This window comes from Streptomyces sp. NPDC008086, assembly GCF_042957325.1.
Lineage (GTDB): Bacteria > Actinomycetota > Actinomycetes > Streptomycetales > Streptomycetaceae > Streptomyces.
This window is the reverse complement of sequence record NZ_JBIBIA010000001.1, coordinates 1,066,951-1,091,676: the sequence shown is the minus strand read 5'-3', so window position 1 is coordinate 1,091,676 and position 24,726 is coordinate 1,066,951. Positions and strand designations below refer to the sequence as shown.

Below are 24,726 nucleotides of genomic sequence, written 5' to 3'. Positions count from 1 at the left end.
GGCGCGCCGTCGTGGTTACTGCGGTCGGCCGCCCGGCTTCGTGGCGTCCGCCCGGTCGCCCAGCTTCTTCTTCGCCTGCTCCTCGCCCGGGCGCTCCGGCTTCGGCTCGGGGTGCGCCTCGCAGGCCGCCCGCCGCTGAGGGAGGCGGCCCTCCAGCAGGTAGGCGTCGACGTGGCCGTTGACGCAGGCGTTCGGGCCGTATGCGATGCCGTGCGTACCGGCGTCCCGCTCGGTCACCAGGACCGAGCCGGCCAGCCGCCGGTGCATCTCCAGAGCGCCCTCGTACGGGGTCGCGGCGTCGCGCTCGGCGGCCAGGATCAGCGTCGGCGGCAGCTCACCCTGACCGGTGCGCACATCGAGGGGCTTCTGCCGTGGCGCCTGCCAGTAGGCACACGGCAGGTTCATCCACGCGTTGTCCCAGGTCTCGAACGGCGCCACACGCGCGAGCCGCGTGTTGTCCCGGTCCCAGACCGCCCAGTCCGTCGGCCACGGGGCGTCGTTGCACTCGACGGCCGTGTAGACCGCGCTGGAGTTCTCCTGCTCGGCCGCCGACTCCCGCACCGGCGCGGCCAGCTCGACCAGCGCCTTCGAGTCGCCCTTCAGATACGCCGCCAGCGCCTTCGCGCGTGAGGGCCAGTAGTCGTCGTAGTAGCCGGCCTGGAGGTACGCCTCCTGCAACTGCCGCGGCCCGACCTTCCCGCCCGCGGGCTCCTTGGCCAGCTGCTCGCGCACCTTCTCGTAGTTGAGCAGCACCTCCTCCGCGGTGTCCCCGAGCCCGTACACGTCGTCGTGCTCGGCGACCCACTCCCGGAAGTCCTCCCACCGCCCCTCGAACGCGGCCGACTGGGCGAGGTTGTTGTGGTACCAGATCTGCGAGGGGTCCGGGTTGACCGCGGAGTCGAACACCATGCGCCGTACGTGCGAGGGGAAGAGGGTCGCGTACAGCGCGCCGAAGTAGGTGCCGTACGACGCGCCCATGAACGTCAGCTTCGACTCGCCCAGCGCGGCGCGCAGGACGTCCAGGTCACGGGCGTTGTTGAGGGAGTTGTAGTGCCGTAGCGCGGGGCCGGTGCGCTCGGCGCAGCCGCGCGCGTAGGCCTTCGCCTGTGCGATGCGCTCCTTCTTGTACGCCTCCGAGGGGTGCGTCGGCGCGAGTTCCGGGCCCTGGACGAACTTCTTGGGCGCCTGGCAGGACAGCGGCGCGGAAGGGGCCACGCCGCGCGGGGCGTAGCCGACGAGGTCGTACGCCGCCGCCAGCCGCTTCCACTCGGGGAGCAGGCCGATCAGCGGGAAGTGCAGCCCGGAGGCGCCCGGACCGCCCGGGTTGTAGACGAGCGAACCCTGCCCGGGCACCCGGCGCTTGCTGTTGTGCGGGTCCTTGTGCGTGGCCCGTACGCGGCTGACGGCGAGCTTGATCTGCTTGCCGTCGGGGCGGGAGTAGTCGAGCGGCACGGACACCGTGCCGCACTCCATCTTGCCCGGCAGGTCCTGCTCCTTGGCGCAGTCGCCGAAGGTGATCCCGGTCGCCTTGGCACGCGCGGCGGCCACGCTGGTGCCGTGCTGCTCGGCCGTGCCCGGGGCGGCCCCGGTGCTGCCGGCCGGTGCGGCGGAGAAGGTCGTCAGGAGCAGAGCCCCCGCGGCCGAGTAGAGGGCGGCAGCTCTCATCGCGTATCCCTTCGCAGCACGGCAGCAACAAAAGGGATATTTCGTTCGTCTGTTGAGGAAGGCAAGCACCGCCTCGCCGGTGTCGCCTCAATGCCCCCTATGCGCCACCGGGCGGGTCGCGGTGCGCGAAGGCGGCGCGCAGGTCCGGCTCGCCGATCGCGCGTACGCCCCGTACGGCGACGGAGGTGAGGTTGGTGCGGTCGTCCGCGCTGCGGGAGCGCCGGACCAGGGCGTTGAGCAGCCGCTGCCCGGCCGGGGAGGCCCACCGGGCGTACGGGTGGATCTCGATCCGGGCGATGGCGAGGCAGCTCAGGGTGAGCACGAAGGGCAGCGCGAACCAGAGCGCGACCAGATGGGCGGGCATGTCCGACCGGGCGGGCGCCAGCAGGGCGACGGCCCCCAGGGCGAGGACGACGGCCGCGGCGAGCCGCACTCGCCGGATCGCCGCGGCGATCCCGGTGCGCGCCCCGTCGGGCACCGCGAGGCCGGCGCTGACCAGCCGGTCGGCGAGGCTGCCCACCGCGTCGGCGGCGGCCGCGGCGTCCCGCACCGGCTCGATCCGGGACTGCCCCTCGGGCCCGATGGCCCCTATCACCGAGCGCTCCATCTCGTCCCGCCCACGCGGATCGACGACCGTCGCCCAGCCGGTGCGCGCGAGCAGCAGCCGGCGCTGCCGCGCCATGGAGACGAGGGTCAGATCGGCGACCCGCCGGGGTCCGCCGGACAGGAACGCGGCCTCGTACAACGTCAGATCGTGTCCCAGGCCCGCGGTCGCGTCCTTCGTGTCCATGGCGGCGGCGTGCGCGGCGGCCAGGCACAGCCGCGTGCACGCGGTGCCGGCGACCGCCCAGGCCAGCAGCAGGAGAAGGACCCAGAACATGCCGCGTTTCTATGCCAAAGCCCCGCAGGGCGCCATGCCTTGTTCACCATCCGGACGGAGAGTTGCCGGGATGTGACGTTCCGGATGGAGGGCCCGGGCGGTCAGGACACCACGTATTCGTCGTAGTCCTCGGATTCGCCGAAGTCCTCGGAGTCGTCGGCCCGGGGGCTGGTGGCGGCCGGCGGCAGGGTGTAGTTCGGGGAGGGGGACGGGGGCGGGGTCATCGGTACGGCGGGCGCCGGGTCGGCGGTCGGGCCTGGCGGCGCGGGGGAGGGCGTCAGCGGCGGAGTGCTGTCGGCGACCATGTCGCGGGCCAGGGCGTCGAAGTCGACGTACCCGGTGGCCTCCAGGACCGTGATGTGGTCCAGCACCGTGGTGTTGGCGTCGTCGGCGAGCTTGCGGACGAGGGTGTTGCGCGTACTGGCCCGTACCTGGGCGACGACGGAGAACACCTTGCCGTGCGCCAGCCGCAGGATGTTGGAGAACTGCCGGTCGTACTCGACGCCTTCGGCCGCGTCCAGGGTCGCCAGCCACTCCTGCTGCTGCTCGGTGGGCTCGTTGGGCAGGGCCAGGCTGAGCTTGCCGGCGACGTCGCGCACCCGCTCGTCGAGGAACGCGTGCCCCTCGACGAGGTGTTGCCCCGCGGTCCGTACGGCGGGCGTCGCCCCCTTCTGCCGCGCCTGCTGCCCCGCGGGCAGCTCCCACAGCCCCGCCAGCCGGACCTTGGTGACGAAGTCCCGGTCGAGCGCGGACAGTGGCCCGTACCCGGTCGAGACGGTCTCGGCGTTGAGCGTGTCCAGACCGGTCCCGGACCGGTCGGCGTACGACCAGATCGGGAAGATCATCGCCAGCAGCGTCGCCGCCAGGCCGGTGATGATGAGCCCGGTGCCGCTGAAGATGCCTCGGCCGTTGATCGGGGGTCGCGGTCGCATGGTGCCTCCTGTTGCGGCACCGCACGTTAGTGCGCTTCGGGGGTGGGGTTGGCATATTACTTCGGGGTACCCCGGGGTCTACGCCAGCTGCCGTACAGGAGCGAATGGTTGCAACGGGGGTGGATACGGGCGGATGGGGGAGTAAGGGTGGATGGCGTAGGGCGGTAAAGCGGGAGGAAAGGGGTGAGTTGTCAGGGTGGCGGGCCGGGGTGTTAACCCCGGCACACTCGGCGGGGGCGACCGCGTCCAGCGGGGGGACGCTGCTCGGCGTAGGCGATGCGGCTCACCGCCGCAGCAACACCCGCCGCGTGGCCCGGGCCAGCCGTACCCCCGGTCGCCGCGAGCGCGGCTTCGGCCCCGACCGCTCCAGCCACCACTCCCGCAACTCCGCGCGCACCCGCGCGTCTTCGAGCCGTCCCTCGGTCAGCAGGTGTCCGGCGAAGTCCAGGGCGTCACGGCGGTAGCCGTCCGTCATCGGGTGCCCGTGGCTGTAGGCCAGGAAGGCCCGCCGGTATCCGTCCCCGAGGATCACCGGCAGTTCGGGCGCCACCTTCGCCACGACGTCCGCCCGCTTCCCGGCGAGGGCCCGTGCCTGCACGCCGAGCCGCACCCGGTCGAACCCCTCCGGCACCGGCGTGCCGGCGACGAGCGCCGACAGCAGCGCGGCCTGGGCGAGGGCGAGGCGCTGGCGGGCGGGGGCGAGTTCCGCGAGGTGTTCGGAGGCAGGGGAGTTCTCCGGTACGGGTGCCGTCGTCTCCCGGGAGACCCCCTCGGCAGTCGCAGCCCGCTCCGCCGCCCCCTTCTCCAGCGCCCCCCTGATCGACCCCAGCTCCCGCTCCAGCTCGGCCGGTTCGGGGAAGTTCTCGTCCCTCTCCAGCAGCACCCCCGGCGGGGACACCCGGGACGCGAGGTCGGTCAGGACGTCCAGGACCGGCTGCGGGACGGGGTGGGCGTGGCTGTCGTGCCAGACGCCGTCGCGTTCGAAGCCACCGGCGACATGGACGTACGCGATGGCCTCGAGCGGCAGTTCGGCGAGCGCCTTGGCCGGGTCCTCGCCCCGGTTGACGTGGTTGGTGTGCAGGTTGGCCACGTCGATCAGCAGTCGCACGCCCGTGCGGTCCGCGAGCTCGTACAGGAACTGCCCCTCGGTCATCTCCTCGCCCGGCCACGCGATCAGCGCGGCGATGTTCTCCACGGCGAGCGGCACGGGCAGCGCGTCCTGCGCGATGCGGACGTTCTCGCACAGCACGTCCAGGGCGTCCCGGGTGCGCGGGACCGGCAGCAGGTGGCCGGCCTCCAGACGCGGGGAGGCGGTCAGCGACCCGCCCGCCCGTACGAACGCGATGTGCTCGGTGACCAGGGGCGATCCCAGTGCCTCGACCCGCTCGGCGAGCGCGGCCAGCCGCCCGGCGTCGGGCCGCTCCGCACCGCCGAGGCCCAGCGAGACGCCGTGCGGGACCACCGTCACGCCGCGCTCCCGCAGCCGTACCAGGGACTCGGGCAGATGCCCGGGGCAGATGTTCTCGGCGACGGCCTCGACCCAGTCGATGCCCGGCATGCGCTCCACCGCGTCCGCGATCTCCGGACGCCATCCGATGCCCGTACCCAGTCGCTCCATCGCCCCTCCTCGGCCTCTTCCCTGCCCGCTGTCCCGTCTCCTCGGACGTGTCGGTTCGTGACGGGGGTATGGCCCCGCATGTCCGGCGCGAACCGCTCGGGGGACACCTTCAGAGCAACATTTGAGGTTCGGATCCACGCCCCGCCCCGCGCCCCAGGCGCCCACGCCCCGCCGACGGCCCCGCAAGGTCGTACGCGCCGGACCCCGGGGATGTTCAAAGGCGGTCAGGCCTACCGCAGCGCCGGATGGTCGGCGACGACGGTGCACGAGCCGGGCGCGATCTCCGTGAACCCCGCGTCCCGCACCACCGGCAGCCTCCCGTCCGTCAGCTCACGCCAGCGCCCCGGCCCGGCGCCGCGCACCGCCAGCGGGAACCCCGCGTCACGCCAGGCGGCCCGCTCCTCGGCCGACAGTTCCCACCAGGCGAGCTGCGCCGCGTGCCCGGTCTGCGCCATCGCCTTGCCTGCCGACATGTCGAGCTCGGGGTTCAGCCACAGCACGGGCGTCGCCGGGTCGGCGGCCACGGGCGGCTCCGGATCGTCGAGATCGGTACCGGAGACCTGGAGCTTCGCCAGCTCCTTGGGCCAGCCGTCCAACGGCACGGGCGGGAAGACCCGCACCTCGGCCGACTTGCCGGTGACGGTGATGCCCGGCAGCCCTTCCGCGCGCCGCCACTCGGCGCCACGAGCCCGCCGCACGACCTTCCGGATCCGCGCGTCCTGCCAGTCCCGCATCGCCTGCGCCCACTCGCCGTCGCCGGCCGACCGCTCGTCGCTGAGGATCACCAGTACCGCGCGGGCGGCTGTCTCCAGCGCGTCGGTGCGGGCCGGGGGCGCGCCCTTCTCTATCCGGACGACCAGGGGCAGCACGAACTGTCGTGCCTGGTCGCGGGCGCTCGGCTCGGAGCGGAACGGGCTGTCGGTCGCGGGCGTCGGATCGCTGTTCACGTCCTCAAGTGTGCCAACCCCGAGAGATGATGATCCCCATGCAACGCGATCTTCGTCTGGACAACGTGGGCCGCCGCTACGGCCTGCGCGGCCCCTGGGTCTTACGCGGCGTCCACCTCACCGTGAGCCCCGGCGACCTCATCCGCGTCGAAGGCCCCAACGGCACCGGCAAGTCCACCCTGCTCCGCCTCGTGGCCGGCATGGACGCCCCGACCGAGGGCCGTATCACCGGCCGCCCCCGCACCGCCTACGTCCCCGAACGCTTCCCCACGGCCCTTCCCTTCACCGCCCTCGGCTACCTCACCCACCTCGGCAAGGTCCACGGCCTCTCCCGCCCCGCCGCCGCCCGGGCCGCCCTGGAGTGGCTCGACCGCTTCGGCGCCGCCGCGTACGCCCGTACGCCCATGGCCCAGTTGTCGAAGGGCAGCAGCCAGAAGGTCGCCGTCGTGCAGGCCCTCCTCGCCGAACCGGAGCTGCTCGTCCTGGACGAGGCGTGGACCGGCCTCGACGCCGCCGCCCGCGAGGAGTTGGAGCGGGCCGTCGCCGAACGCACCGCGGACGGCACCGCCGTGGTCTTCGTGGACCACGACCCGACCCGGCTGGCGGGCGCGCCGGACGCGACGTACACCGTGCGGGACGCGGGCCTCGACCTCCGCACCGAACGGGTGGCCGCGGAACCCGCCGGCCCGCACATGACCGTCGTCGTCCAGGGCGCGCGCGGCGCCCGACTCCCCGCCGACGCGGCCACCCGCACGGCCATATCGGTCGAGGAACCCGAGCCCGGCACCCATCGCATCACCCTCCCCGCCTCCCACTCGGACGTCCTGCTCCGCGCCCTGCTGACGGCCCGCCCGCCCTGGCACGTGGTGAGCGTGAGCCAGGACCCGCCCGCGACGGAGCCGAGACCGATCCCCGACACCGAGAGCCGCCGATGACCGCCCTCCTCAGCTACCAGACCGCCCTGCTGGTCCGCTCGCAGCGCTGGCTGCCGCCGTTCATCCTGTACGCCGCGTTCCTCGGCATCGGCGTGCAGGGCGGCCAGCCCGTCCTCGACTCGCTGGGCTTCACGGCCGCGGGCCTGCTGCCCGTCGCCGCCTGGCTGGTGCGGATCTGCGTCACCAACGAGCCGCCCGCCGCCCGCGGTTGCGTCTCCGCGGCGGCCGGTCCCGGGCGGGCGCACCTCGCCGCGCTGCTGGTGGCGCTGACCGCCGCGGCACTCGTCGGGACGGTCGCCACCGTGGTCGTGACGCTCATCAGCGACCCCGTGAGCGCGGACTACCAGACGCGCGTGCCCCGGCTTCCGGCGGGCGCGGCCGGGCTGCTCGCCACGCTGGCCTGCGCCCTGCTCGGTACGGCCGTGGGCGCCCTCACCACCTGGCCGCTGCTGCGCTCGACCGGCCGCGCGGTCCCCGCGATGCTGCTGGCGGCCCTGCTGGCTGTGGTGGGGACCGGCTCCCCTGCGCAGGCGGCGGTCAGCGGCCTGGTCACCGGCTCCCGCTCGGGCACGGTCCCCCTGCCCCTGCTGCCGCTGGCCGCGGCGGCCCTGCTCACGGCGGCGGCGACCGCCGTGGCCTGCGCGCTCACGTCCCGAAGATCACCCTGACCCGGGCGTCACCCCGAACAGGCGGTCCGCTGGGCCTCCTGCCACTCACACACCGGGCACATGGTGATCCCCTTGTACGACTCCGGGTACTCCGTCAACTCCCGGCACAGCACGCACTCCGCGTACGGCGGCCCGTCGGCCTTGGGTGGCCTGGTCGCGTCGATCAGGCAGTAGTCGTTCGTGGGCTGGTCCTCGCTCATACGTCCAGCGTACGAGCCTCAGCCCCGCCCACCGGCGGCCCCGATCAGCTCGGACACCTTGACGAACCGGAACCCCCTTGCGCGCAGCTCGGGCACGACCCGCCGGACCACCCGCTCGGTCGTCGGAGCGGCGCTGAGCGTGCAGTGCAGGACGACCACGGATCCCGGCCGCACCCCGTCCAGCACCTCCTGGGCGACGGCCCGGGCGTCCGTCGCGAACGCGTCCCCGCTCACCACGTCCCACTGCACGGCGGTGACCCCGACCGCGGCGAGCGCCTTCAGGGCGCGCCGGTCGTAGCAGCCCCCGGGAAACCGGAAGTACGGCATCGCGTCCCGGACCCCCACCTTCCGGAACGCCGCGTACGCCCGCTCCACGTCCGCCCGCATCCGCTCCTCGCCGACCGTCGGCAGCCCGTAGCAGTCCTCGGTGAAGGCGTAGTGGCTGTAGGAGTGGTTGGCCACCTCGAAGAGCGGATCCCGCCCGATGGACCGGGCCTGCCGCGGATACTCCTCGGCCCACCGCCCCGTCATGAACACCGTCGCCGGCACCTTCAACTCCCGCAGCGCCGCGACGAGCCCCGGATTGTCGAACCGTTCCCCACGCGCCGCCCGTGCCCCCTGACCCGCGGTCATGTCGGCGTCGAAGGTGAGCGCGACCGTCTTGCCGCCCGTGTGCGGACCGTGCTCGAAGACCGGGGTCAGACCGGCGGGGCCGGGGGCGAGGGTCGGAGGCCTGACCGAGGGCGAGGTGGTGAGGGTGGTGCTGGACGCCGGGTGGGGAGCACGGGTGGCCTCGGGCGCCCCGCAGGCGGTGAGCCCGCTCAGGGCCGCGCTCACGGTACAGACGGCGGCGATAAGTCGTACAAGTGCGATCACCGCATGAACATATGGGGATCAGATGGTCATATCGGTACCGGTGTGGGTGTGCCGGGCCCGTGTCACCCGCCCGGCGGGACCGGACCGCCGAGTGAGTCTTCTCAGTCGTCGCGTGTGCAGCGGCCCGTCGGTGCGGTGACCGGAGGGCGGCACTGCAGGGCGTTCTCGGTCGCGTCCGTGCTCACATAGCGGCCGATGCAGGTGTTCGGCGAGGTGCGGCCCCGTTCGGCGCAGAAGGCCAGGGCGGCGCGGCCGTCGGTGAAGGGGCCGGGGGCGTAGAACACCCAGTAGCCGGGGCGCAGGGACGCGTGGTCGTCGCTGCGGAGGACGGCCGTCTCCGGTACGGACTGACGGAGGACGGCGAGCCTGCGGTCCCGGTTGGCGGTGCCGGCGGAGACGGGTTCGGAGTGGAGCTGGGCGATCCAGCGGCCGTTCGCCGAGGTCGGGGTGGGGGTGGCCGGGGTCGGTCGCTGCTTTGCCGGGACCGGGGAGCCGGTGGCGGTGGCGGTCGGCGCCGGAGTCCTGGCGCGGGCCTTGTCGTCGCCGCCCGTGTCGCCGAGGCGCAGGGTGAGGACGAACGCCGCCCCGGCGACGGCCAACGCCGTGGCGGCGGCCACCAGGAGGGGAGTGCGGCGACGGGGTCTGCCCTCTCCCGTCGGAACCGCGGGAACCTCGGGGACCGTGGGGCGCGGGGTGTCCACCTGGGCCGGCGCCGGCCGCGGTGCCACGGCCGTCACCCCGGGCGGCGCGGTCCAGTCCGGCGCCGTCCCCGTCTCCACCTGGGCGAGCATCTCGTCCAGCCGGGCGGCGTCCGGGCGCGCCGCGGGGTCGCGGACCAGCAGGGCTTCGAGCACCGGCGTCAGCGGGCCCGAGCGGGTCGGCGGCGGGAGCGGGTCGTCGAGTACGGCGGCCAGGGTGGCGAGGGTGGTGGGGCGGCGCAGAGGGCTGACGCCCTCGACGCACACGTACAGGACCAAGCCGAGCGACCAGAGGTCGGCCGCCGGGCCGTCGTCGTGACCCCGGATGCGCTCCGGCGCCATGTACTCGGGCGACCCGACGAACTCACCCGTCGCCGTGAGGCCCGTCGTGCCCTGGAGCGCGGCGATGCCGAAGTCGGTGAGGACGGCGTCGCCGTCGGGGCGCAGGAGGATGTTGGCGGGCTTGACGTCCCGGTGCTGGATGCCCGCCGCGTGCGCGGCCCGCAGCGCCGCGAGCACCTGCCGGCCGAGCCGGGCCGCCGCCACCGGGGTCAGCGCGCCGTCGTCCAGCCGGCGTTGCAGCGAGACGCCCGGCACCAGCTCCATCACGATCCACGGATGCGGCTCGGCGGCGACGATCTGATGGACCGTCACCACATGCGGATGGCTCAGCCGCGCCAGCGCCCGTGCCTCCCGCAGCACCCGCTCGCGCATCACGCCGACCGTGTCCGCGTCGGACCGCACCGCCTTGAGCGCGACCTCGCGGTGCAGCACCGTGTCGCGAGCCCGCCACACGGTGCCCATTCCGCCACTGCCGAGCCGTTCCACCAGCTCGAACCGGCCGTCGACGAGATCCCCCGGAGCGTTCATGCCGCTCAGGTTAGAGGACGACCGGAGAGCGGCCCTCCGCACGGGGAGGTGTGACGGGACGGTTACCCGCGCCAGGGTCCCGTCACCGCGAACGTGGTGCCCGGCGTGTAGCAGTTCACGTACATCGTCCCGCCGTCCGGGGAGAAAGTGACCCCGGCGAACTCGCCCCACTCCGGTTCTGCGGGCGTCCCGATGTTCTGGGCGTTGCGGGCCATCGCGTAGACCTCGCCGCGTCGCGTCACACCGAAGACGTGCTGGGCGCCGTTGCCGTCCTCGCACACCATGAGCCCGCCGCTGGGGGCGAGGCAGATGTTGTCCGGGGACTCGCCGGGGAGCTGGAGGTCGGTGTCGGGACCGAAGACGATCACCAGGGTGAGGCGGCGCTCGGCGGGGTCGTAGCGCCAGATCTGGCCGTAGTGGTCCGCCGCCGAGCCCTCCGCCCGGCGGGCGAACGACGAGACGAAGTAGACGGAGCGGCCACCCCAGTAGCAGCCCTCCAGCTTCTGCGCGTGCGTGATGCCCTTCGGGCCGAAGTCCTGGTGGCGGATGGGGGTCCGGGTGGCGAGCGGGTCCGGTACGTCGACCCACTCGATGTTCCCGAAGCTCGCGCCGGTCTCCTGGATCGAGGAGAGGTCGGGGACGCCCGGCACCCGCATCGCCTGGAGGCGGCCGCCCGCGCGCAGGGTGCCCAGGCCGCCGTGCGGCTGGTGCGGCAGGAAGCGGTAGAAGAGGCCGAACGGCTTCTCGAAGGCGTCCTCGGTCTCGTAGACGATGCCGCGCCGCGGGTCCACCGCGATCGCCTCGTGCTGGAAGCGGCCCATCGCGGTCAGCGGGACCGCGCCCGAGCGGTACGGGTTCGCCGGGTCGACCTCGAAGATGAAGCCGTGGTCCTTGGTGTAGCCGTTGGTGCCGGCCCGGTCCTCGGTCTCCTCGCAGGTCAGCCAGGTGCCCCAAGGCGTGGGCCCGCCCGCGCAGTTGACGGCCGTACCGGCGATGGCGACCCGCTCGGAGAGGACCTTGTCGTGCCGGTCGAGGGTCAGGGCCGTACAGCCGCCCTTGCCGGCCGGGTCGTAGGTGAGGCCCTCGACCGTCGGGACGGGAACCCTGCCGTCGGCGCGGTTCTCGTGGTTGCGGACCAGGTGGACGCGGCCGTGCCTGCCGGGCAGGGCCGTCATGCCGTCGTGGTTGGAGGGGACCAGGCCCTCACCGGAGCGCAGCCGGTCGCCCTCGCGGGAGAGGACCCGGTAGCGGAAACCTTCCGGCAGATCGAGCAGGCCCTTCGGGTCGGGGACCAGCGGGCCGTATCCGGTGTGGCCGAGGTCCTGTGCCGCGGCCGTGCCCGCGAAGAGTTCGGTGAGATTGCCGGCGAAGGCGATCGAGACGCCCAACGCGCCGGTACGGGCGAGGAGTTGACGACGTGATGTGCCGTCGGTGGTCGTGTTCTCGGACATGGGGAAACCTTCCTGCTGGCGGACAGGAACTGTGACCCCGCCGTGTCTATCACCTGCTGCGAGTCGCGTGAACCACGCGCGTAGCGTGTGTCACTTCTGAAGGGGCTGTCCGGGGGGCTCGGACTCCTCGACGGCGATGTGCTCGGCGACGGGTTCGACCGCCTCCCCCGGCGCCGGCTGTGCGCCCCTCTCCAGGAAGCGCAGCAGCTCCACCGGGATCGGCAGGACCAGCGTGGAGTTCTTCTCCGCCGCCACCGCCATCACCGTCTGCAGCAGCCGCAGCTGGAGGGCGGAGGGCGCGTCGGCCATCTGGTGCGCGGCCTCGGCCAGCTTCTTGGAGGCCTGGAGTTCGGCGTCGGCGTTGATGACCCGGGCCCGCCGCTCCCGGTCGGCCTCCGCCTGCCGGGCCATGGAGCGCTTCATCGACTCCGGCAGGGAGACGTCCTTAATCTCGACGCGGTCGATCTGCACGCCCCAGCCGACGGCCGGGCTGTCGATCATCAGCTCCAGGCCCTGGTTGAGCTTCTCGCGGTCGGACAGCAGATCGTCCAGATCGCTCTTGCCGATGATCGAGCGCAACGAGGTCTGCGCCATCTGTGAGACGGCGAAGCGGTAGTCCTCGACGTTGATGATCGCGGCCGTCGGGTCCACGACCTTGAAGTAGACGACCGCGTCGACCCGCACGGTCACGTTGTCGCGGGTGATGCCCTCCTGGGCGGGCACGGGCATCGTCACGATCTGCATGTTGACCTTGTGGAGCCGGTCCACGGCGGGGACGATCAGCGTGAACCCCGGGTCGCGCACCGTGCCCCGCAGCCGGCCGAGCCGCAGGATCACCCCGCGCTCGTACTGCTTGACGACCCGTGCCGCGGCCGCGACGTACACCGCTCCCGCCGCGCCGACGCCCAGGGCCACGCCCAGCAGCTCTTCGACCATGACGACCTCCTCGCGGAGAGGGCCGTTCCGTGTGCTCCCTGCAACGATATGCCCGGTGTCCGGTCCGGGGCCATGGACGGCCCCGGACCGGGGTTCATACCGCGTCAGAGGTCAAACGGCGGTCAGGCGGCGGTGACCCGCACCGGTTCCGTACCCGCCGCGCTGTGCCGCTCGGCCCAGTTCTCCAGGGCCGTGCGGAAGGCGTGGTCCAGGTGGTGCACCTCGGAGAGGTTCAGCTCCACCGGGCGGTCCTGGGGCAGCGACTCCAGGCTGTCGAGGATCTTCGGCAGCCGCAGGAAGGTCGCGTTGCCCGACAGGCACACCTGGATGGGGCCGGCGCCCTTGTCGACGATCTCCAGCTTCACGTGCGAGGCCTGCCAGGCGGTCTTGGCGACCGACAGGGCCAGTCCGATCAGCACGCCCTCGAACATGTTCACCGCGACGATGGAGACGGCGGTGACGACGAGGATCAGCGCCTCGCCCTTGTGGCTCCGCCACAGTGCCACGACCTCGCGGAACGGGATGAGCTTGAAGCCCGCGTGGACCAGGATGCCGGCCAGGGCGGGGATCGGGATCAGGGCCAGGGCCCACGGCATCGCGGCGGCGAACAGCAGCAGCCACACGCCGTGCAGCACACGGGACGCCTTGGTCTTCGCACCCGCGTTGACATTGGCGGAGCTGCGCACGATCACCGCGGTCATGGGCAGCGCGCCGAGCAGGCCGCACACCGTGTTGCCCGCGCCCTGGGCGATCATCTCCTTGTTGTACTCGGTGCGCGGGCCGTCGTGCAGCCGGTCCACGGCCGCCGCGCTGAACAGCGACTCGGCGGACGCGATCAGCGCGAACGCGACGATCGTGCCCCAGATGGCCGGGCTGGCCAGCTCGCCGAAGGCCTCGGCGCCGGGCGGCTGGATGACGCCGAGCAGGCCCTCCACCTGGACAGTGGCGACCGGCAGACTGAACGCCAGCGAGGTGACCGTGGCCAGGACCACCGCCGCGAGAGCGCCCGGCACGGACTGCACGACCTTCGGCATCTTCTTCCACAGCACGATCACGGCGATGGTGCCCGCCCCGATCGCGAGCGAGGCCAGCGCCGAGGTGCTGCCGAACGCATCGGCGAAGGCGCCCGGAAGCCCCGCGATCTTGCCGATGCCGCTCTCCGGGGCCTTCAGGCCCGCTGCCGCGTAGATCTGCCCGGCGATGATCACCAGACCGATACCGGCCAGCATGCCCTCGACGACGGAGACGGATATCGCGCGGAACCAGCGACCGATCCCGGAGAAGCCCATGGCGAGCTGGAGCAGACCCGCCATCAGCACGATCACACCGAGGGTGGCGACCCCGAACTCGCTGACCGCTTCGAATACCAGGACGGTCAGTCCGGCGGCCGGACCCGACACCTGAAGGCTGCTGCCGCGCATGAGCCCGGTGACGAGTCCGCCCACGATGCCGGTGATCAGGCCCAGCTCGGCCGGGACACCGGAGGCGACGGCCACGCCCACGCACAGGGGCACGGCGACCAGGAAGACGACGATGGAGGCGAGGAAGTCCTGCCGCAGATGAGGGAACTTGGTCATCATGGCGGTCACAGCGCCTCGAACGCGTCGGTCTCGGCGCTGTGGACGCGCACGGCGCCCTTGTGCACCTCGTAGTACCAGGCGTGCAGGTTCAGTTGACGCTCCTTCAGCTTCTTCTCGATGAACGGGTACGAGCGCAGCCGCAGCAGCTGCGTCAGCACATGGGCCTGGACGCCCTCGGCGACCTCGGGGTCCTCGACGGTGCCGGACGGACGCGGCTCGGCCTGCGCGAGCCAGTCCCGCACCGCCGGTACGGCGTCCAGGTCGTCGCCGCGCACCAGCGCGCCGACGGCACCGCAGTGGGAGTGGCCGCAGACCACGATGTCGCGGACGCCGAGGACCTCCACGGCGTACTCGATGGTGGCCGCCTCGCTGGTGGGGTGCGCGCAGGCGTACGGCGGAACGATGTTGCCCGCGGTGCGCAGCTCGAAGAGCTCGCCGGGACGGGCGCCCGTGATCAGTGCCGGTACGACCCGGGAGTCGGAGCAGGTGATGAACAGGACCTGCGGGGACTGCCCTGCGGCCAGTTTGGCGAACTCCTCAGGGCGCTGTCCGAACGTACGGGCGTTGTCGATGAGGGGCTGCATGTGTGGTGACTCCTCCTGGCGCGCCGTGAGGGCGCGTCGGTGTGGTTTTTCATGACAGGGGTGGGGGGATCGCGCTGCTTCTCAGCAGCGGAAGACCTGGAGCCCCGCGGGAGTGTGGGACGTCGAGGATCTCGACGTGCGCTGATACGCGCTGCCGGGTGTGCCCGGCTGGTGCGCGGACGCGGGGTCCCGGGTGAGCAACGGTCGGTCGGGTGCCTGGACTCCGTTGTCGGCGGAGCGCAGGTCCCGGGTGCGCAGCGGGCCGGTCGGGTCCCCGTCGCCCGACGGCATGCAGTGGCGGAACGTGAGGGTCTCGTCGCGTAGCGCCTTGCCGGAGAGCTTGATTCCGGGCTGGGCTTTGGCCTCTGCCTGACTGACCGTATGCGCGTGTGCGAAGGAAGCGCCGGGTGCGAAGAACTGGAGGGCGAGCAGGAGTGCCGCGACGAGCGAAACCACGGTCCGTGCTGTTGTACCTCGGAACATGCGCCCCCCTCCAGGCAGTTCGTACCTATGGTGCTCGCCAACGCTTAGTCAATCGTTGGTCAAGAAACACTTTAACCCGGCAAAGTTGTTTGCAGGGTTAACTTAACGTTGCGAGCTGAAGAGAGCCTGAAATGTACGGGTGGCTTGGCCTGAACCACCCCTTGACCAGGGGGAATTAGTGGGTTACCAGGCTCTTGGCGTCGCGGGCCAGCGCGGTGAGTCGCGAGATGGCGCGGAAGTACTTCTTGCGGTACCCGCCCTTGAGCATGTCCTCGCTGAACAGCTGGTCGAACGGCAGACCGGAGGCCAGGACCGGGACTTCACGGTCGTAGAGCCGGTCCGCGAGCACCACGAGCCGCAGTGCGGTGGACTGGTCGGGGATCGGCTGGATGTCGGTGAGACACACGGCCTTCAGGCCATCGGTCAACGCGCCGTAACGGCTGGGATGGACGCGGGCCAGATGCTCCAGCAGATGCGGGAAGTCGTCGAGCGAGGCGCCCTCGGTGGCGTACGCCGCCTTCGTCACCTGTTCGTCGGAGTACGGCGCCGGCGCCTCGGGCAGACCGCGGTGGCGGTAGTCCTCGCCGTCGATGCGCAGCGGGCGGAAGTGGGCCGACAGGCCCTGGATCTCCCGCAGGAAGTCGGCCGCCGCGAAGCGGCCCTCGCCGAGCTTGCCGGGCAGGGTGTTGGAGGTGGCCGCGAGCGCGACGCCCGCGTCGACGAGCTTGCCGAGCAGCGTCGAGACCAGGACGGTGTCGCCGGGGTCGTCGAGCTCGAACTCGTCGATGCACAGCAGGCGGTGACCGGAGAGGGTCTGCACCGTCTGCTGGAAGCCGAGGGCGCCGACGAGGTTCGTCAGTTCCACGAACGTGCCGAAGGCCTTGAGGGACGGCTCGGCCGGGGTGGCGTGCCAGAGGGAGGCGAGCAGATGGGTCTTGCCGACGCCGTAGCCGCCGTCGAGGTAGACGCCGCGGGGGCCGGCCGGCACCTTGGGCGCCTTCGGCCTGCCGAACCCGAGGAAACCGCGCCTGGCCTTCCCCGCACCGCTCGCGTGCGCCCCGCCGAGCCCGGCCGCGAAGGCCTCCAGGACACCGACCGCCTCGATCTGGCTGGGCTGGTTCGGGTCCGGGATGTACGTGCTGAAGCGGACCGAGTCGAAGCGTGGCGGCGGCACCATCTCGGCGACCAGCCGGTCCGCCGGGACGTGCGGCTCACGGGCGCACAGGGACAGCGGGCTCGCTTCGGCTATCGGGCTCGGCTTGGACGCGGCGGAGGAGGACGACACGGTTCACCATGCTAAGCGCCGTGCCACACTCCATGACATGCGACGCCTGTTCCCTGTGACCGACGAGACAGCACCCAGGGCCTCCGGCGGTTCGGCCGGGCTTCCCGCCGGGGGTGATCCGGGTGACCGGGAGTGGAGTCTGGCCGAGCTCGCCGCCGCCTATGCCTATCCGGAGCCGGCGCCCGGGGGGCCGGTGCCCTGGCTGCGGGCCAACATGGTGTCCACGATGGACGGGGCCGCCCAGCACGACGGACGCTCGCAGCCCATCTCCACGGCGACCGACATGCGGATCTTCGGCACGCTGCGGGCGCTGGCCGACGTCGTGGTCGTCGGCGCCGAAACGGTACGCCAGGAGGGCTACCGTCCGGCACGCGCGCGTGAGGAGTTCGCCGAGGCGCGCGAGGCGGCCGGACAGGGCCCCGCGCCGGCCATCGCGGTGGTCAGCGCCGGCCTGGAGCTCGACTACGGCCTGCCGCTGTTCACCTCCCCCCTGGTGCCCACCCTGATCCTGACCGGCGCCGCCGCGGCACCGGACCGGGTCGCCGCGGCCGAGAAGGCGGGCGCCCGGGTCGTGATCGCCGGTGACGGCGTCGGCGTGGACCCCGTACGCGCCGTCCAGGCGCTCGCCGAGCTCGGTCACACCCGGCTGCTGACCGAGGGCGGGCCGCGGTTGCTCGGGCAGCTCGTGGCCGCCGGGGTGCTCGACGAGCTCTGTCTGACGATCTCCCCGATGCTCACCGCCGGGGACGCCCAGCGCATCGCGGGCGGGCCCTCGGTGGCCGTTCCCAAACGGTTCGAGCTGGTGTCCCTGCTGGAGGAGGACGGCTTCCTGTTCAGCCGGTACCGGCGGGCTTGAGGTTAGTTCGGCTCGAAAAGGGGTTCTATGAATCCCGTGGTCCGAAACGGCGGAATCCACCGTTCCGTTCAGCTTCCGCCGGGCACACTAAAACTCGCAGTCCCCGTGCGAGCACGGGGCAGGATGGTTTCCGCAGAAGGGGCGCCCGGTGTTCACAAGCGTTTTGATGATCGAGAAGGCCCTGACGTCCGCCGACGTGGAGTTCGTCACCACCTTGCACGGGGACGAACAGGTCTCGTTCCATGTGCTGCTCCAGCCGCGCGGCGAGCAGGCCGACAGGTTGTTGCGCGCCATCGACGACATCGCGCTCGGTGAGCTGGACGAGGCCGTAAGGGAGGGGAGCACTCCGGAGGGCGAGGAGGCGCTCAGTACGGGGGAGCGGGCGCTGGAGGTGTCGCTCACGGCGTTGCGCTCCGCCGGGGCCGCGGCGGAGGGGCGGCTGTTGGAGGACCATCCGCTGGACGCGTTGCGGGCGGTGGTGGACGAGGTGGGGGCGGACGAGGTGATCGTGCTGACGGATCCCCACTACGTGGAGGAGTTCTTCCATCGGGACTGGGCGTCTCGGGCTCGGCACAAGGTGGGGGTGCCGGTGCTGAAGCTGTTCTCGCACAGCAGAGTGTAGGGGGTTCGGGGGAGCGCCCGTGGCCGGCTCGGGTGGTTCGCCGGGTGCGCGTCCGTCGTGGCTGGTCGCGCCCACGCGGCGGAGCCGCATATCGGCACCGCCCCGAGCCCCTGGGTCGGCACAGTGCCCGGCGCCCCATTGCGCAACGCCCGCCGGAGTACCCCATAGGCTGAGGGCTCATCGTCGTATCGCAATCCTGGGAGAACACGCATGGCACCCGGTATTCCCACCGCCATGGACCGACCGCACTTCATCGGCATCGGTGGGGCCGGGATGTCGGGGATCGCGAAGATTCTCGCGCAGCGCGGGGCCAAGGTGGCGGGGAGTGATGCCAGGGAGTCGGCGACCGCCGAGGCGCTGCGGGCGCTGGGGGTGACCGTGCACATCGGGCACGCGGCGGAGCACCTCGCGGACGACGCCAGCTGTGTCGTCGTGTCGTCGGCGATCCGGCGGGACAACCCCGAGCTGGCCCGCGCCGCCGAGCTGGGCGTTCCGGTGGTGCACCGCTCCGACGCGCTGGCCTCGCTGATGGAGGGGCTGCGGCCGATCGCCGTCGCCGGTACGCACGGCAAGACGACCACGACGTCGATGCTGGCCGTCTCCCTGAGCGAGCTGGGCCTGCGGCCCTCGTACGCCATCGGCGGCGACCTCGACGCGCCCGGCTCGAACGCCCTGCACGGCGAGGGTGACATCTTCGTCGCCGAGGCGGACGAATCGGACCGCAGCTTCCACAAGTACGCGCCCGACGTCGCCATCGTCCTGAACGTGGAGCTCGACCACCACGCCAACTACGCCTCGATGGACGAGATCTACGAGTCCTTCGTGACGTTCACCGACCGCATCACCGAGGGCGGCACCCTGGTGATCTCGGCCGACCAGGACGGGGCGCGGGAGCTGACCCGGCGGGTCGCGGGCGGTGCTGTGCGGGTGGTGACCTACGGCGAGGCCGAGGACGCCGGCGTACGGGTCCTGTCCGTTCAGGCACAGGGGCTGAAGAGCCAGGTCACCGTCCTGCTGGACGGTCAGGAGCTCACCTTCGCCGTCTCCGTACCCGGCCGGCACTACGCGCTCAACGCCGTGGCCGCCCTGGCGGCGGGCGCGGCGCTCGGCGTCCCGGCCGCCGAGCTGGCCCCCGCGCTGGCGGCCTACACCGGGGTGAAGCGGCGCCTTCAGCTGAAGGGCGAGGCCGCGGGTGTCCAGGTCATCGACTCCTACGCCCACCACCCGACCGAGATGACCGCCGACCTGGAGGCCATGCGCGCGGCCGCCGGGGACGCCCGGATCCTGGTCGTCTACCAGCCCCACCTGTTCTCCCGCACGCAGGAGCTCGGCAAGGAGATGGGCGACGCACTCGCCCTCGCGGACTCCTCGCTGGTCCTGGACATCTACCCGGCCCGCGAGGACCCGATCCCCGGGGTCACCAGCGAGCTGGTCCTCGACGCGGCCCGCGCGGCCGGCGCCGAGGTCACGCCGGTGCACGACAAGAGCGAGGTGCCCGCCCTGGTCGCGGGAATGGCGAAGCCCGGTGATCTCGTTCTCACCATGGGCGCGGGCGATGTCACCGACCTCGGCCCGCTCATCCTGGACCGCCTGTCGAAGTGAGGGGCACGCACTCATGTCGTACGACGTCGAAAAGCCGGACGAGCAGTGGCGCACGGAGCTGACCCCGGCGGAGTACGCCGTGCTGCGCCAGGCCGCCACGGAGCCCGCCTTCACCGGTGAGTACACCAACACCAAGACGACGGGCGTCTACTCCTGCCGCGCCTGCGGGGCCGAACTGTTCACCTCCACCACCAAGTTCGAGTCGCACTGCGGCTGGCCGTCCTTCTACGACCCGAAGGACACCGACGCGGTCGAACTCGTCGAGGACCGCACGCACGGGATGGTCCGTACCGAGGTGCGGTGCGCGCGGTGCGGGTCGCATCTCGGGCATGTCTTCGAGGGCGAGGGGTATCCGACGCCCACGGACCAGCGGTACTGCATCAACTCGATCTCGCTGCGGCTGACGCCGGACGAGGGCTGACCCGGGGGCGGCCGTGGGCGTGCCGCACTGCGTTGGCACGCCCGATGCCGGTGTTCCTAGACTCGTAGGGGACCTCCGGTGCGGGAAGGCGGTGGCGCTGCATGCCGTACGTCGCGGTGAGTGCGATCAGCCATCCCGGACTGCTGCGCGAACGCAACGAGGACAGCCTCGTCGTCGGGCCGTGGACGCTGTGCGCCACCGTGACCGAGAATCCGCAGACCCTGATCTTCCCGCTGGGCACGCCGCTCGTCGTGGCCGTCGCCGACGGGCTCGGCGGGCATCCCGGTGGTGACCTGGCCAGCGCCCTGGTGGCCCGCCGGATCGCCTCGCTCGGGCCGGCGCTGACCGGCGAGGTCGCCGTCCGTGACGCGCTGAACGCCTGCAACCGGGCCGTGTACCAGGCGGCCGGGGGCGATCGGGGCGGTGAGCTCAGCGCCATGGGGACGACGATCGCCGGAGTCGTCGTACGGCCCGACTCGCTCGTGGCGTTCAACGTGGGCGACAGCCGGGTCTTCGCCGCGTCGGACGGCGAGCTGCGGCAGCTGAGCGTCGACGACAGCCCGCCGCACCCGGCCGGGCACACCACCTCGCTCGTCACCCAGTGCCTGGGCGGATCGCCCACCTACCGCGCTGTCCACCCCCATGTCACGGCCGGGCCCCTGACGCCCGGCGAGCGCTATCTCGTCTGCTCGGACGGGCTGACGGACCCGCTGCCCACGGAGGCGCTCGAGGAGGTGCTGCGGGAGCACGACGACGGCCGGGCGGCCTTCGAGCTGTGGAGGGCCGCGATCGAGGCGGGCGGGCCGGACAACATCACGGTGGCGGTCGTGCGGGTCGGGCAGGAGTGAGCGGGCCGCGCGGGCTGGGGCCGTGTCCGCCGGGTCAGAGGATCTTGCGCTGGACCATGATCGAGAGCACCAGCGCGCCCGGCAGCAGAGGCACCCAGACCGTCAGGACGCGGTAGCCGATGACGGTGGCCGCGGCCAGGCCCGTCGGGGCGCCGAAGGTGACCATCGTGAACACCAGGGCCGCGTCCATGGGGCCGATGCCGCCCGGCGCGGGTACGGCGCCGGCCGCCGTGCTGGCGAGGAGGAGGGCGAGGACCACCTGCGTCCAGGACAGCGGCAGACCGAGCGCGAAGCCGACCGAGGCGATCACGCTCGCCTGGAGCAGCGGCGTGGCGGCGGCCCCGCCCCACAGGGCGAGGACGCGGCTGGGCCGGGTGTGCAGGATCCGGGCGTCGGTCAGGGCGGTGCGCAGGAAGCGGAGCAGGGGCCGCCGCAGCGGGCGTACGGCGGTCACGAGTACGCCCGCGGCGCCGAGGCCGAGCGCCACGCCTCCGGCGACCATGAGCAACGTCCGCTTGTCCGGGACGAGTCCACCGAGGTGCAGCAGCTCGGGGAAGGCCACGAGGAAGACGAGGAGCACCGCTGTCTTCGCGAGCGGTTTGACCAGCGAGTACAGGGCGAGCGACGCGGTGGCCCGGGCCAGCGGGATGCCCTGGTTCTGCAGGAAACGCAGGGTGACGGCGTGGGCGCCGAGGCCGGCCGGCAGCACCTGGTTGGCGGCGCCGGCGGCGAACTGCGACGCGAGCAGCGGGCCTGGCGGGAGCCGTTCCGGCAGGGCGCCCTGCCGAACGACCGCGGCGATCACCCAGCCCATGCAGGTGAAGAAGAGACCGGCCAGCAGCCAGCCGGGGTCGGCGGAGGCGAGCCGGACGGCGCCGTCGCGCACCGTAGGCCAGTCGGCCGCCGCCCATGCCCCGATCAGCAGGAGCGGGAGCAGTGTCAGGGCGTGCCGGGCGAGACGGGCGGGGGAGAGGCGGCGGCAGACGGGAGCGGAGGTGGGGCGGGCGGGCAGCGACTGGGGGAGGTCGCTGAGCGGGAGCGAGGACACGGCGCGGTCGTCCTTCCGCGTCCTGACCGCGTAGGCGCGGGGCGGACGGCTAGAGGGCGAGGCAGGAGGGGACGACGGAAACGTGCCCGTCCGGCATGACGTCGCGGTGTCCGGAAACCGAAGCGACGTCGGCGGGCGGGCGACGTGACCGGGGTTTGGTCTATGCCCGATCCGTCCGGCCCCGAACCCCGGTTCGGCTACCGCTCCCGCCCGCCCCGCGTCCCTGCCACGCCTCTCACCGCATCCAGTGCCCCGTCGTACTCCACCCCAGGAACCGGCGTGCACGACCCCCCTCCGCCGTTCCGTCGGTGTCGAAGGCGCCGCCCTCGACCGTGCGGGCCAGGCCCGCCAGGGCCGGGGCCAGCCGGGTCGCCACATGGGCGGGGTGGCGGGCCGTCTCCTCGGCGAGTCCGGCGAGGAAGCGGCGCTGTTCGGCGGGCGGGCACAGGGACAGGTGGAACAGCATCTGGCGCCAGGCGTACGCGGCGTCCTTGATGGTGGGCAGCGGGCGCCGGTTGTTGTGCACCCGGGCCGTCAGCCGGCACACGGTGCCGAAGCAGCGGTGCGCCAGGTCGGCGAAGCCCGGCCGCGGGGCGATCTCCACCCGGTGGACCAGCGTGGCCAGGTTGTGCGTGGTGAGGATCTGCGCCTGCTCGATCACCGTGCCGTTCGCCGCCACGGACCAGGACCCGGACGAGTCCGCCGCGGCCCGCTCCGTGCACAGCCGCGCGAAACCGGGAGACGTCCGGGCGCCGTGGGAACGGCTCGGCGCGGCGCCCGTCTCGGTGATCGCGAGGTCGCGGATCGCCCCGTAGTCGATGCCGTAGTAGCGCTCGTACAGCGTGCCGCCGAGCAACTCGCCCGCGATCCGGGCCGCGGTGAGGAACTTCGGGCTGAACGTGCCCATGAAGATGTCGGCGGCCAGCTCCTCCACGAACGGCGCGCCCAGGTCGCACTGGCGGGCGAGCACGCCGAGCTCGCGGACGAGCGGGTTGGGCAGGATCGTGCCCGGGAAGGCCTGCACGGCCAGCTCGCCCAGCTGCCGCAGCACGGTGAGCGCGCCCTCCTCGTCCGTCTTGCCGATCACGGCCGACCGCTGCCCGGACACCGCCCGCACCCAGGGCAGCTCCTCCACGCGCACCTGGCGTTGCAGGTCGAGCAGGAGCAGGGAGCGGCGGTTGCCGAAGGCCCGGTGGTTCGCGGCCATCAACGCCCGCAGCGCCTCGTCGCCGTACGCCCGCGCGGTCGTGGCGGCGACCAGCTGCGGGACCAGCTCGGCCATGACCTCGGCGGACGGGACGACGCCCCGCTCGACGAGCGTGCCGAGCGGCGCGCTGAGTGCGGCCTCCACCACCCGGCGGATCACCCGGGGGACCTCCGCTCCGGCGGGCAGGCCGGTCTCCCGCTCCTCCTGCTCCGTCACGGGCGTCAGCAGCGGGGGCACCTCGGTGATGCCCGTGTCCTGGGGCAGTTCCGCGAGCCGGCGCAGCATCAGCTGGGCCAGCGCGTGGTGGGACGGGAGCGCGGCCTGGCGTGCCTGCTGTCGGCGCAGGGCGCTGTGCGGTGCGGACCCGGGCAGGCCGCGTCGGCGCACCATGGCCTCCACCGCGTGCCGCAGCAGACCGAGCCGGCGAGCGTCCAGCGGGCGTCCGGCGACGGTCTCCTCCAGCGCGCCGCGCAGAATGCCCAGGTTCTGCTTGGGGCTCAGGTGCTTGGTGCAGCGGGTGTGCTCCGCGGCCAGCCGCCGGTAGCGGGCGAGCAGAGCCGCACCCCGTGTCAACCAGTCGGTGTCCGGGGCGAGTTCGAGCACCCGGCCGTCCCGCGCCGTCTCCAGCCAGTGGGCCAGCAACTCGTCGCCGAACGGCTGCCATACGGCGAGTGCCTCGCGCTCGGTCTCGACGGCCGCGTTGGGCCGCCGCCGTACGAGGGTGTCGACGGTGTCGGAGACGGTGTTGCGGTGCACGGTGGTGACGCGGTCCGGCGCGGGGCCGTCCGCCGGGCGGGGCAGGAAGCGCAGCCGGTCGGCGAACGGCTCCAGTTCGTCCGCGAGGTCCAGCGCCGCGTCGGTCGCCCCGTGCCGCACCAGCCAGGCCACGGTGAGCAGCGCCGCCTCCTCGGGCACGCCGACCTCGTAGTGGCCGTCGTCCAACCGTGCCCACAGCCAGGCGAGCCCCGCCTCGGTCAGAGCGTGGGCGAAGAGCGCGCGCCGCTCGGCGGGCACCCCGAAGTTCCGCGCCGCCTCGGTCTCGTACGGCTGGAGCGGGCCGCCCGCGCTCGCGGTACCGGTGGCGAAGCCGCCCCGCACCACCTCGTGCGTCACCCAGGCCGGCAGCCCGGGCACCGGGGTGCGCGAACCGACCCTCAGCCGGCCGGCGCCCATCCCCGCGAGCACCGCACGCCAGCGCTGCCCGCGCTCCTCGGCCCGGCGCCGGGTGGCGGGGTCGTGGTGGGTCAGCGCGGTCGTGAAGGCCTTGGCGAGCTGGGCCGCCGGGTAGGACGGGGCCGCGACGAGGGGCTGCTGCTCAGCGTTGTCGTTCATAAGCCGACGTGGCAGGTTCCGCCCCTGCGCCCTCCGGGTCCCGAGCCCGGTGCTCTGCTGCTGAGCTACACGTCGAGGCCGACGTGGCAGGTGCTGCCCCTGCGCCCTCCGGGATTACAGCCCGGTGCTCTGCTGCTGAGCTACACGTCGACGAGGACCGACGGTAGACGCCCATGAGATCA

23 protein-coding genes and 2 tRNA genes are annotated in these 24,726 nt (G+C 72.7%); 7 read left to right on the top strand and 18 right to left on the bottom strand.

The features are described from left to right. Window positions 1-15 precede the first annotated feature (15 nt). The 5 genes from ACFZBP_RS04680 to ACFZBP_RS04660 all read right to left on the bottom strand — a co-directional run bounded on the left by ACFZBP_RS04680 (window position 16) and on the right by ACFZBP_RS04660 (window position 6,042). Window positions 16-1,665, bottom strand: a complete 1,650-nt coding sequence (locus ACFZBP_RS04680) for an alpha/beta fold hydrolase (RefSeq protein ID WP_391409909.1) — start codon at window positions 1,663-1,665, stop codon at window positions 16-18. Between the two features lie 97 nt (window positions 1,666-1,762). Beyond that, a complete protein-coding gene (locus ACFZBP_RS04675) occupies window positions 1,763-2,545 on the bottom strand; it encodes a TIGR04222 domain-containing membrane protein (protein WP_391409907.1) in 783 nt (260 codons plus the stop codon). Between the two features lie 101 nt (window positions 2,546-2,646). After that, complete coding sequence (locus ACFZBP_RS04670) at window positions 2,647-3,477, bottom strand: DUF4142 domain-containing protein (RefSeq protein ID WP_391409905.1); 831 nt, start codon at window positions 3,475-3,477, stop codon at window positions 2,647-2,649. A 283-nt stretch (window positions 3,478-3,760) separates the two neighbouring features. Continuing rightward, window positions 3,761-5,095 (bottom strand): DUF692 family multinuclear iron-containing protein, encoded by a 1,335-nt coding sequence (locus ACFZBP_RS04665; protein ID WP_391409903.1) that lies wholly within the window; start codon window positions 5,093-5,095, stop codon window positions 3,761-3,763. 230 nt (window positions 5,096-5,325) lie between these two features. Then, complete coding sequence (locus tag ACFZBP_RS04660) at window positions 5,326-6,042, bottom strand: peptidyl-tRNA hydrolase (RefSeq protein ID WP_383445914.1); 717 nt, start codon at window positions 6,040-6,042, stop codon at window positions 5,326-5,328. Between the two features lie 38 nt (window positions 6,043-6,080). Between ACFZBP_RS04660 and ACFZBP_RS04655 the strand changes: the two genes are divergently transcribed. Together ACFZBP_RS04655 and ACFZBP_RS04650 are read left to right on the top strand one after the other, a co-directional pair. Beyond that, a complete protein-coding gene (locus ACFZBP_RS04655) occupies window positions 6,081-6,977 on the top strand; it encodes an ATP-binding cassette domain-containing protein (protein ID WP_391409900.1) in 897 nt (298 codons plus the stop codon). After that, window positions 6,974-7,645, top strand: coding sequence for an ABC transporter (locus ACFZBP_RS04650; protein ID WP_383445920.1), 672 nt, complete (start codon window positions 6,974-6,976; stop codon window positions 7,643-7,645). The genes ACFZBP_RS04655 and ACFZBP_RS04650 overlap by 4 nt, the downstream gene beginning before the upstream one ends. A gap of 8 nt (window positions 7,646-7,653) precedes the next feature. On the opposite strand, the gene ACFZBP_RS04645 is transcribed toward ACFZBP_RS04650, so the two are convergent. The 9 genes from ACFZBP_RS04645 to zapE all read right to left on the bottom strand — a co-directional run bounded on the left by ACFZBP_RS04645 (window position 7,654) and on the right by zapE (window position 16,608). Then, window positions 7,654-7,845, bottom strand: a complete 192-nt coding sequence (locus ACFZBP_RS04645) for a hypothetical protein (RefSeq protein WP_383445923.1) — start codon at window positions 7,843-7,845, stop codon at window positions 7,654-7,656. An 18-nt stretch (window positions 7,846-7,863) separates the two neighbouring features. Beyond that, window positions 7,864-8,721 (bottom strand): polysaccharide deacetylase family protein, encoded by an 858-nt coding sequence (locus ACFZBP_RS04640; RefSeq protein WP_391409898.1) that lies wholly within the window; start codon window positions 8,719-8,721, stop codon window positions 7,864-7,866. 101 nt (window positions 8,722-8,822) lie between these two features. Continuing rightward, window positions 8,823-10,289 (bottom strand): protein kinase, encoded by a 1,467-nt coding sequence (locus ACFZBP_RS04635; protein WP_391409896.1) that lies wholly within the window; start codon window positions 10,287-10,289, stop codon window positions 8,823-8,825. Between the two features lie 62 nt (window positions 10,290-10,351). Next, window positions 10,352-11,740: an alkaline phosphatase PhoX gene (locus tag ACFZBP_RS04630; protein ID WP_391409894.1), complete on the bottom strand. Its 1,389-nt coding sequence runs from the start codon at window positions 11,738-11,740 to the stop codon at window positions 10,352-10,354. 90 nt (window positions 11,741-11,830) lie between these two features. Then, window positions 11,831-12,676, bottom strand: a complete 846-nt coding sequence (locus tag ACFZBP_RS04625; RefSeq protein ID WP_391409892.1) for an SPFH domain-containing protein — start codon at window positions 12,674-12,676, stop codon at window positions 11,831-11,833. Between the two features lie 122 nt (window positions 12,677-12,798). Then, window positions 12,799-14,253 carry a SulP family inorganic anion transporter gene (locus ACFZBP_RS04620; protein WP_391410358.1) on the bottom strand — a complete coding sequence of 485 codons (1,455 nt, stop codon included), beginning with the start codon at window positions 14,251-14,253 and terminating at the stop codon, window positions 12,799-12,801. 8 nt (window positions 14,254-14,261) lie between these two features. Then, the gene (locus ACFZBP_RS04615) at window positions 14,262-14,840 is read right to left on the bottom strand and encodes a carbonic anhydrase (RefSeq protein WP_391409889.1); all 579 of its coding nucleotides are present in this window, start codon (window positions 14,838-14,840) and stop codon (window positions 14,262-14,264) included. 81 nt (window positions 14,841-14,921) lie between these two features. Then, window positions 14,922-15,323, bottom strand: a complete 402-nt coding sequence (locus ACFZBP_RS04610) for a hypothetical protein (RefSeq protein ID WP_391409887.1) — start codon at window positions 15,321-15,323, stop codon at window positions 14,922-14,924. 175 nt (window positions 15,324-15,498) lie between these two features. After that, window positions 15,499-16,608: a cell division protein ZapE gene (gene zapE / locus ACFZBP_RS04605; protein WP_391409885.1), complete on the bottom strand. Its 1,110-nt coding sequence runs from the start codon at window positions 16,606-16,608 to the stop codon at window positions 15,499-15,501. A gap of 37 nt (window positions 16,609-16,645) precedes the next feature. Between zapE and ACFZBP_RS04600 the strand changes: the two genes are divergently transcribed. The 5 genes from ACFZBP_RS04600 to ACFZBP_RS04580 all read left to right on the top strand — a co-directional run bounded on the left by ACFZBP_RS04600 (window position 16,646) and on the right by ACFZBP_RS04580 (window position 20,957). Further along, complete coding sequence (locus ACFZBP_RS04600) at window positions 16,646-17,464, top strand: dihydrofolate reductase family protein (protein WP_391409883.1); 819 nt, start codon at window positions 16,646-16,648, stop codon at window positions 17,462-17,464. 148 nt (window positions 17,465-17,612) lie between these two features. Continuing rightward, window positions 17,613-18,086, top strand: coding sequence for an indole-3-glycerol phosphate synthase (locus ACFZBP_RS04595; protein WP_391409881.1), 474 nt, complete (start codon window positions 17,613-17,615; stop codon window positions 18,084-18,086). 210 nt (window positions 18,087-18,296) lie between these two features. Beyond that, a complete protein-coding gene (gene murC, locus ACFZBP_RS04590; RefSeq protein ID WP_391409879.1) occupies window positions 18,297-19,688 on the top strand; it encodes a UDP-N-acetylmuramate--L-alanine ligase in 1,392 nt (463 codons plus the stop codon). A 13-nt stretch (window positions 19,689-19,701) separates the two neighbouring features. Continuing rightward, window positions 19,702-20,109, top strand: a complete 408-nt coding sequence (msrB, locus tag ACFZBP_RS04585; RefSeq protein WP_383445956.1) for a peptide-methionine (R)-S-oxide reductase MsrB — start codon at window positions 19,702-19,704, stop codon at window positions 20,107-20,109. 101 nt (window positions 20,110-20,210) lie between these two features. Further along, a complete protein-coding gene (locus tag ACFZBP_RS04580; RefSeq protein ID WP_383445959.1) occupies window positions 20,211-20,957 on the top strand; it encodes a PP2C family protein-serine/threonine phosphatase in 747 nt (248 codons plus the stop codon). Between the two features lie 34 nt (window positions 20,958-20,991). Here ACFZBP_RS04580 and ACFZBP_RS04575 read toward each other — a convergent pair whose 3' ends face one another. From ACFZBP_RS04575 to ACFZBP_RS04560, 4 genes are all read right to left on the bottom strand, one after another. Beyond that, entirely contained in the window at window positions 20,992-22,005 is a 1,014-nt protein-coding gene (locus tag ACFZBP_RS04575; protein WP_391409876.1) for a lysylphosphatidylglycerol synthase domain-containing protein, read from the bottom strand. Window positions 22,006-22,240: 235 nt separating this feature from the next. Then, window positions 22,241-24,544 carry a hypothetical protein gene (locus tag ACFZBP_RS04570; protein ID WP_391409874.1) on the bottom strand — a complete coding sequence of 768 codons (2,304 nt, stop codon included), beginning with the start codon at window positions 24,542-24,544 and terminating at the stop codon, window positions 22,241-22,243. A 3-nt stretch (window positions 24,545-24,547) separates the two neighbouring features. After that, a tRNA-Pro gene (locus ACFZBP_RS04565) sits at window positions 24,548-24,619 on the bottom strand. Between the two features lie 3 nt (window positions 24,620-24,622). Continuing rightward, window positions 24,623-24,694, bottom strand: a tRNA-Tyr gene (locus ACFZBP_RS04560). Between the last annotated feature and the right edge of the window lie 32 nt (window positions 24,695-24,726).

Excerpts from the sequence above, each read along its gene's own strand:
- ACFZBP_RS04580 (WP_383445959.1), top strand. The coding sequence starts at position 20,211 with ATGCCGTACGTCGCGGTGAGTGCGATCAGCCATCCCGGACTGCTGCGC.
- ACFZBP_RS04670 (WP_391409905.1), bottom strand. The coding sequence starts at position 3,477 with ATGCGACCGCGACCCCCGATCAACGGCCGAGGCATCTTCAGCGGCACC.
- ACFZBP_RS04675 (WP_391409907.1), bottom strand. The coding sequence starts at position 2,545 with ATGTTCTGGGTCCTTCTCCTGCTGCTGGCCTGGGCGGTCGCCGGCACC.
- ACFZBP_RS04635 (WP_391409896.1), bottom strand. The coding sequence starts at position 10,289 with ATGAACGCTCCGGGGGATCTCGTCGACGGCCGGTTCGAGCTGGTGGAA.
- ACFZBP_RS04620 (WP_391410358.1), bottom strand. The coding sequence starts at position 14,253 with ATGACCAAGTTCCCTCATCTGCGGCAGGACTTCCTCGCCTCCATCGTC.
- ACFZBP_RS04645 (WP_383445923.1), bottom strand. The coding sequence starts at position 7,845 with ATGAGCGAGGACCAGCCCACGAACGACTACTGCCTGATCGACGCGACC.
- ACFZBP_RS04665 (WP_391409903.1), bottom strand. The coding sequence starts at position 5,095 with ATGGAGCGACTGGGTACGGGCATCGGATGGCGTCCGGAGATCGCGGAC.
- ACFZBP_RS04655 (WP_391409900.1), top strand. The coding sequence starts at position 6,081 with ATGCAACGCGATCTTCGTCTGGACAACGTGGGCCGCCGCTACGGCCTG.
- ACFZBP_RS04630 (WP_391409894.1), bottom strand. The coding sequence starts at position 11,740 with ATGTCCGAGAACACGACCACCGACGGCACATCACGTCGTCAACTCCTC.
- ACFZBP_RS04570 (WP_391409874.1), bottom strand. The coding sequence starts at position 24,544 with ATGAACGACAACGCTGAGCAGCAGCCCCTCGTCGCGGCCCCGTCCTAC.
- ACFZBP_RS04680 (WP_391409909.1), bottom strand. The coding sequence starts at position 1,665 with ATGAGAGCTGCCGCCCTCTACTCGGCCGCGGGGGCTCTGCTCCTGACG.
- ACFZBP_RS04610 (WP_391409887.1), bottom strand. The coding sequence starts at position 15,323 with ATGTTCCGAGGTACAACAGCACGGACCGTGGTTTCGCTCGTCGCGGCA.
- ACFZBP_RS04600 (WP_391409883.1), top strand. The coding sequence starts at position 16,646 with ATGCGACGCCTGTTCCCTGTGACCGACGAGACAGCACCCAGGGCCTCC.
- ACFZBP_RS04615 (WP_391409889.1), bottom strand. The coding sequence starts at position 14,840 with ATGCAGCCCCTCATCGACAACGCCCGTACGTTCGGACAGCGCCCTGAG.
- murC (WP_391409879.1), top strand. The coding sequence starts at position 18,297 with ATGGCACCCGGTATTCCCACCGCCATGGACCGACCGCACTTCATCGGC.
- ACFZBP_RS04650 (WP_383445920.1), top strand. The coding sequence starts at position 6,974 with ATGACCGCCCTCCTCAGCTACCAGACCGCCCTGCTGGTCCGCTCGCAG.
- ACFZBP_RS04625 (WP_391409892.1), bottom strand. The coding sequence starts at position 12,676 with ATGGTCGAAGAGCTGCTGGGCGTGGCCCTGGGCGTCGGCGCGGCGGGA.
- msrB (WP_383445956.1), top strand. The coding sequence starts at position 19,702 with ATGTCGTACGACGTCGAAAAGCCGGACGAGCAGTGGCGCACGGAGCTG.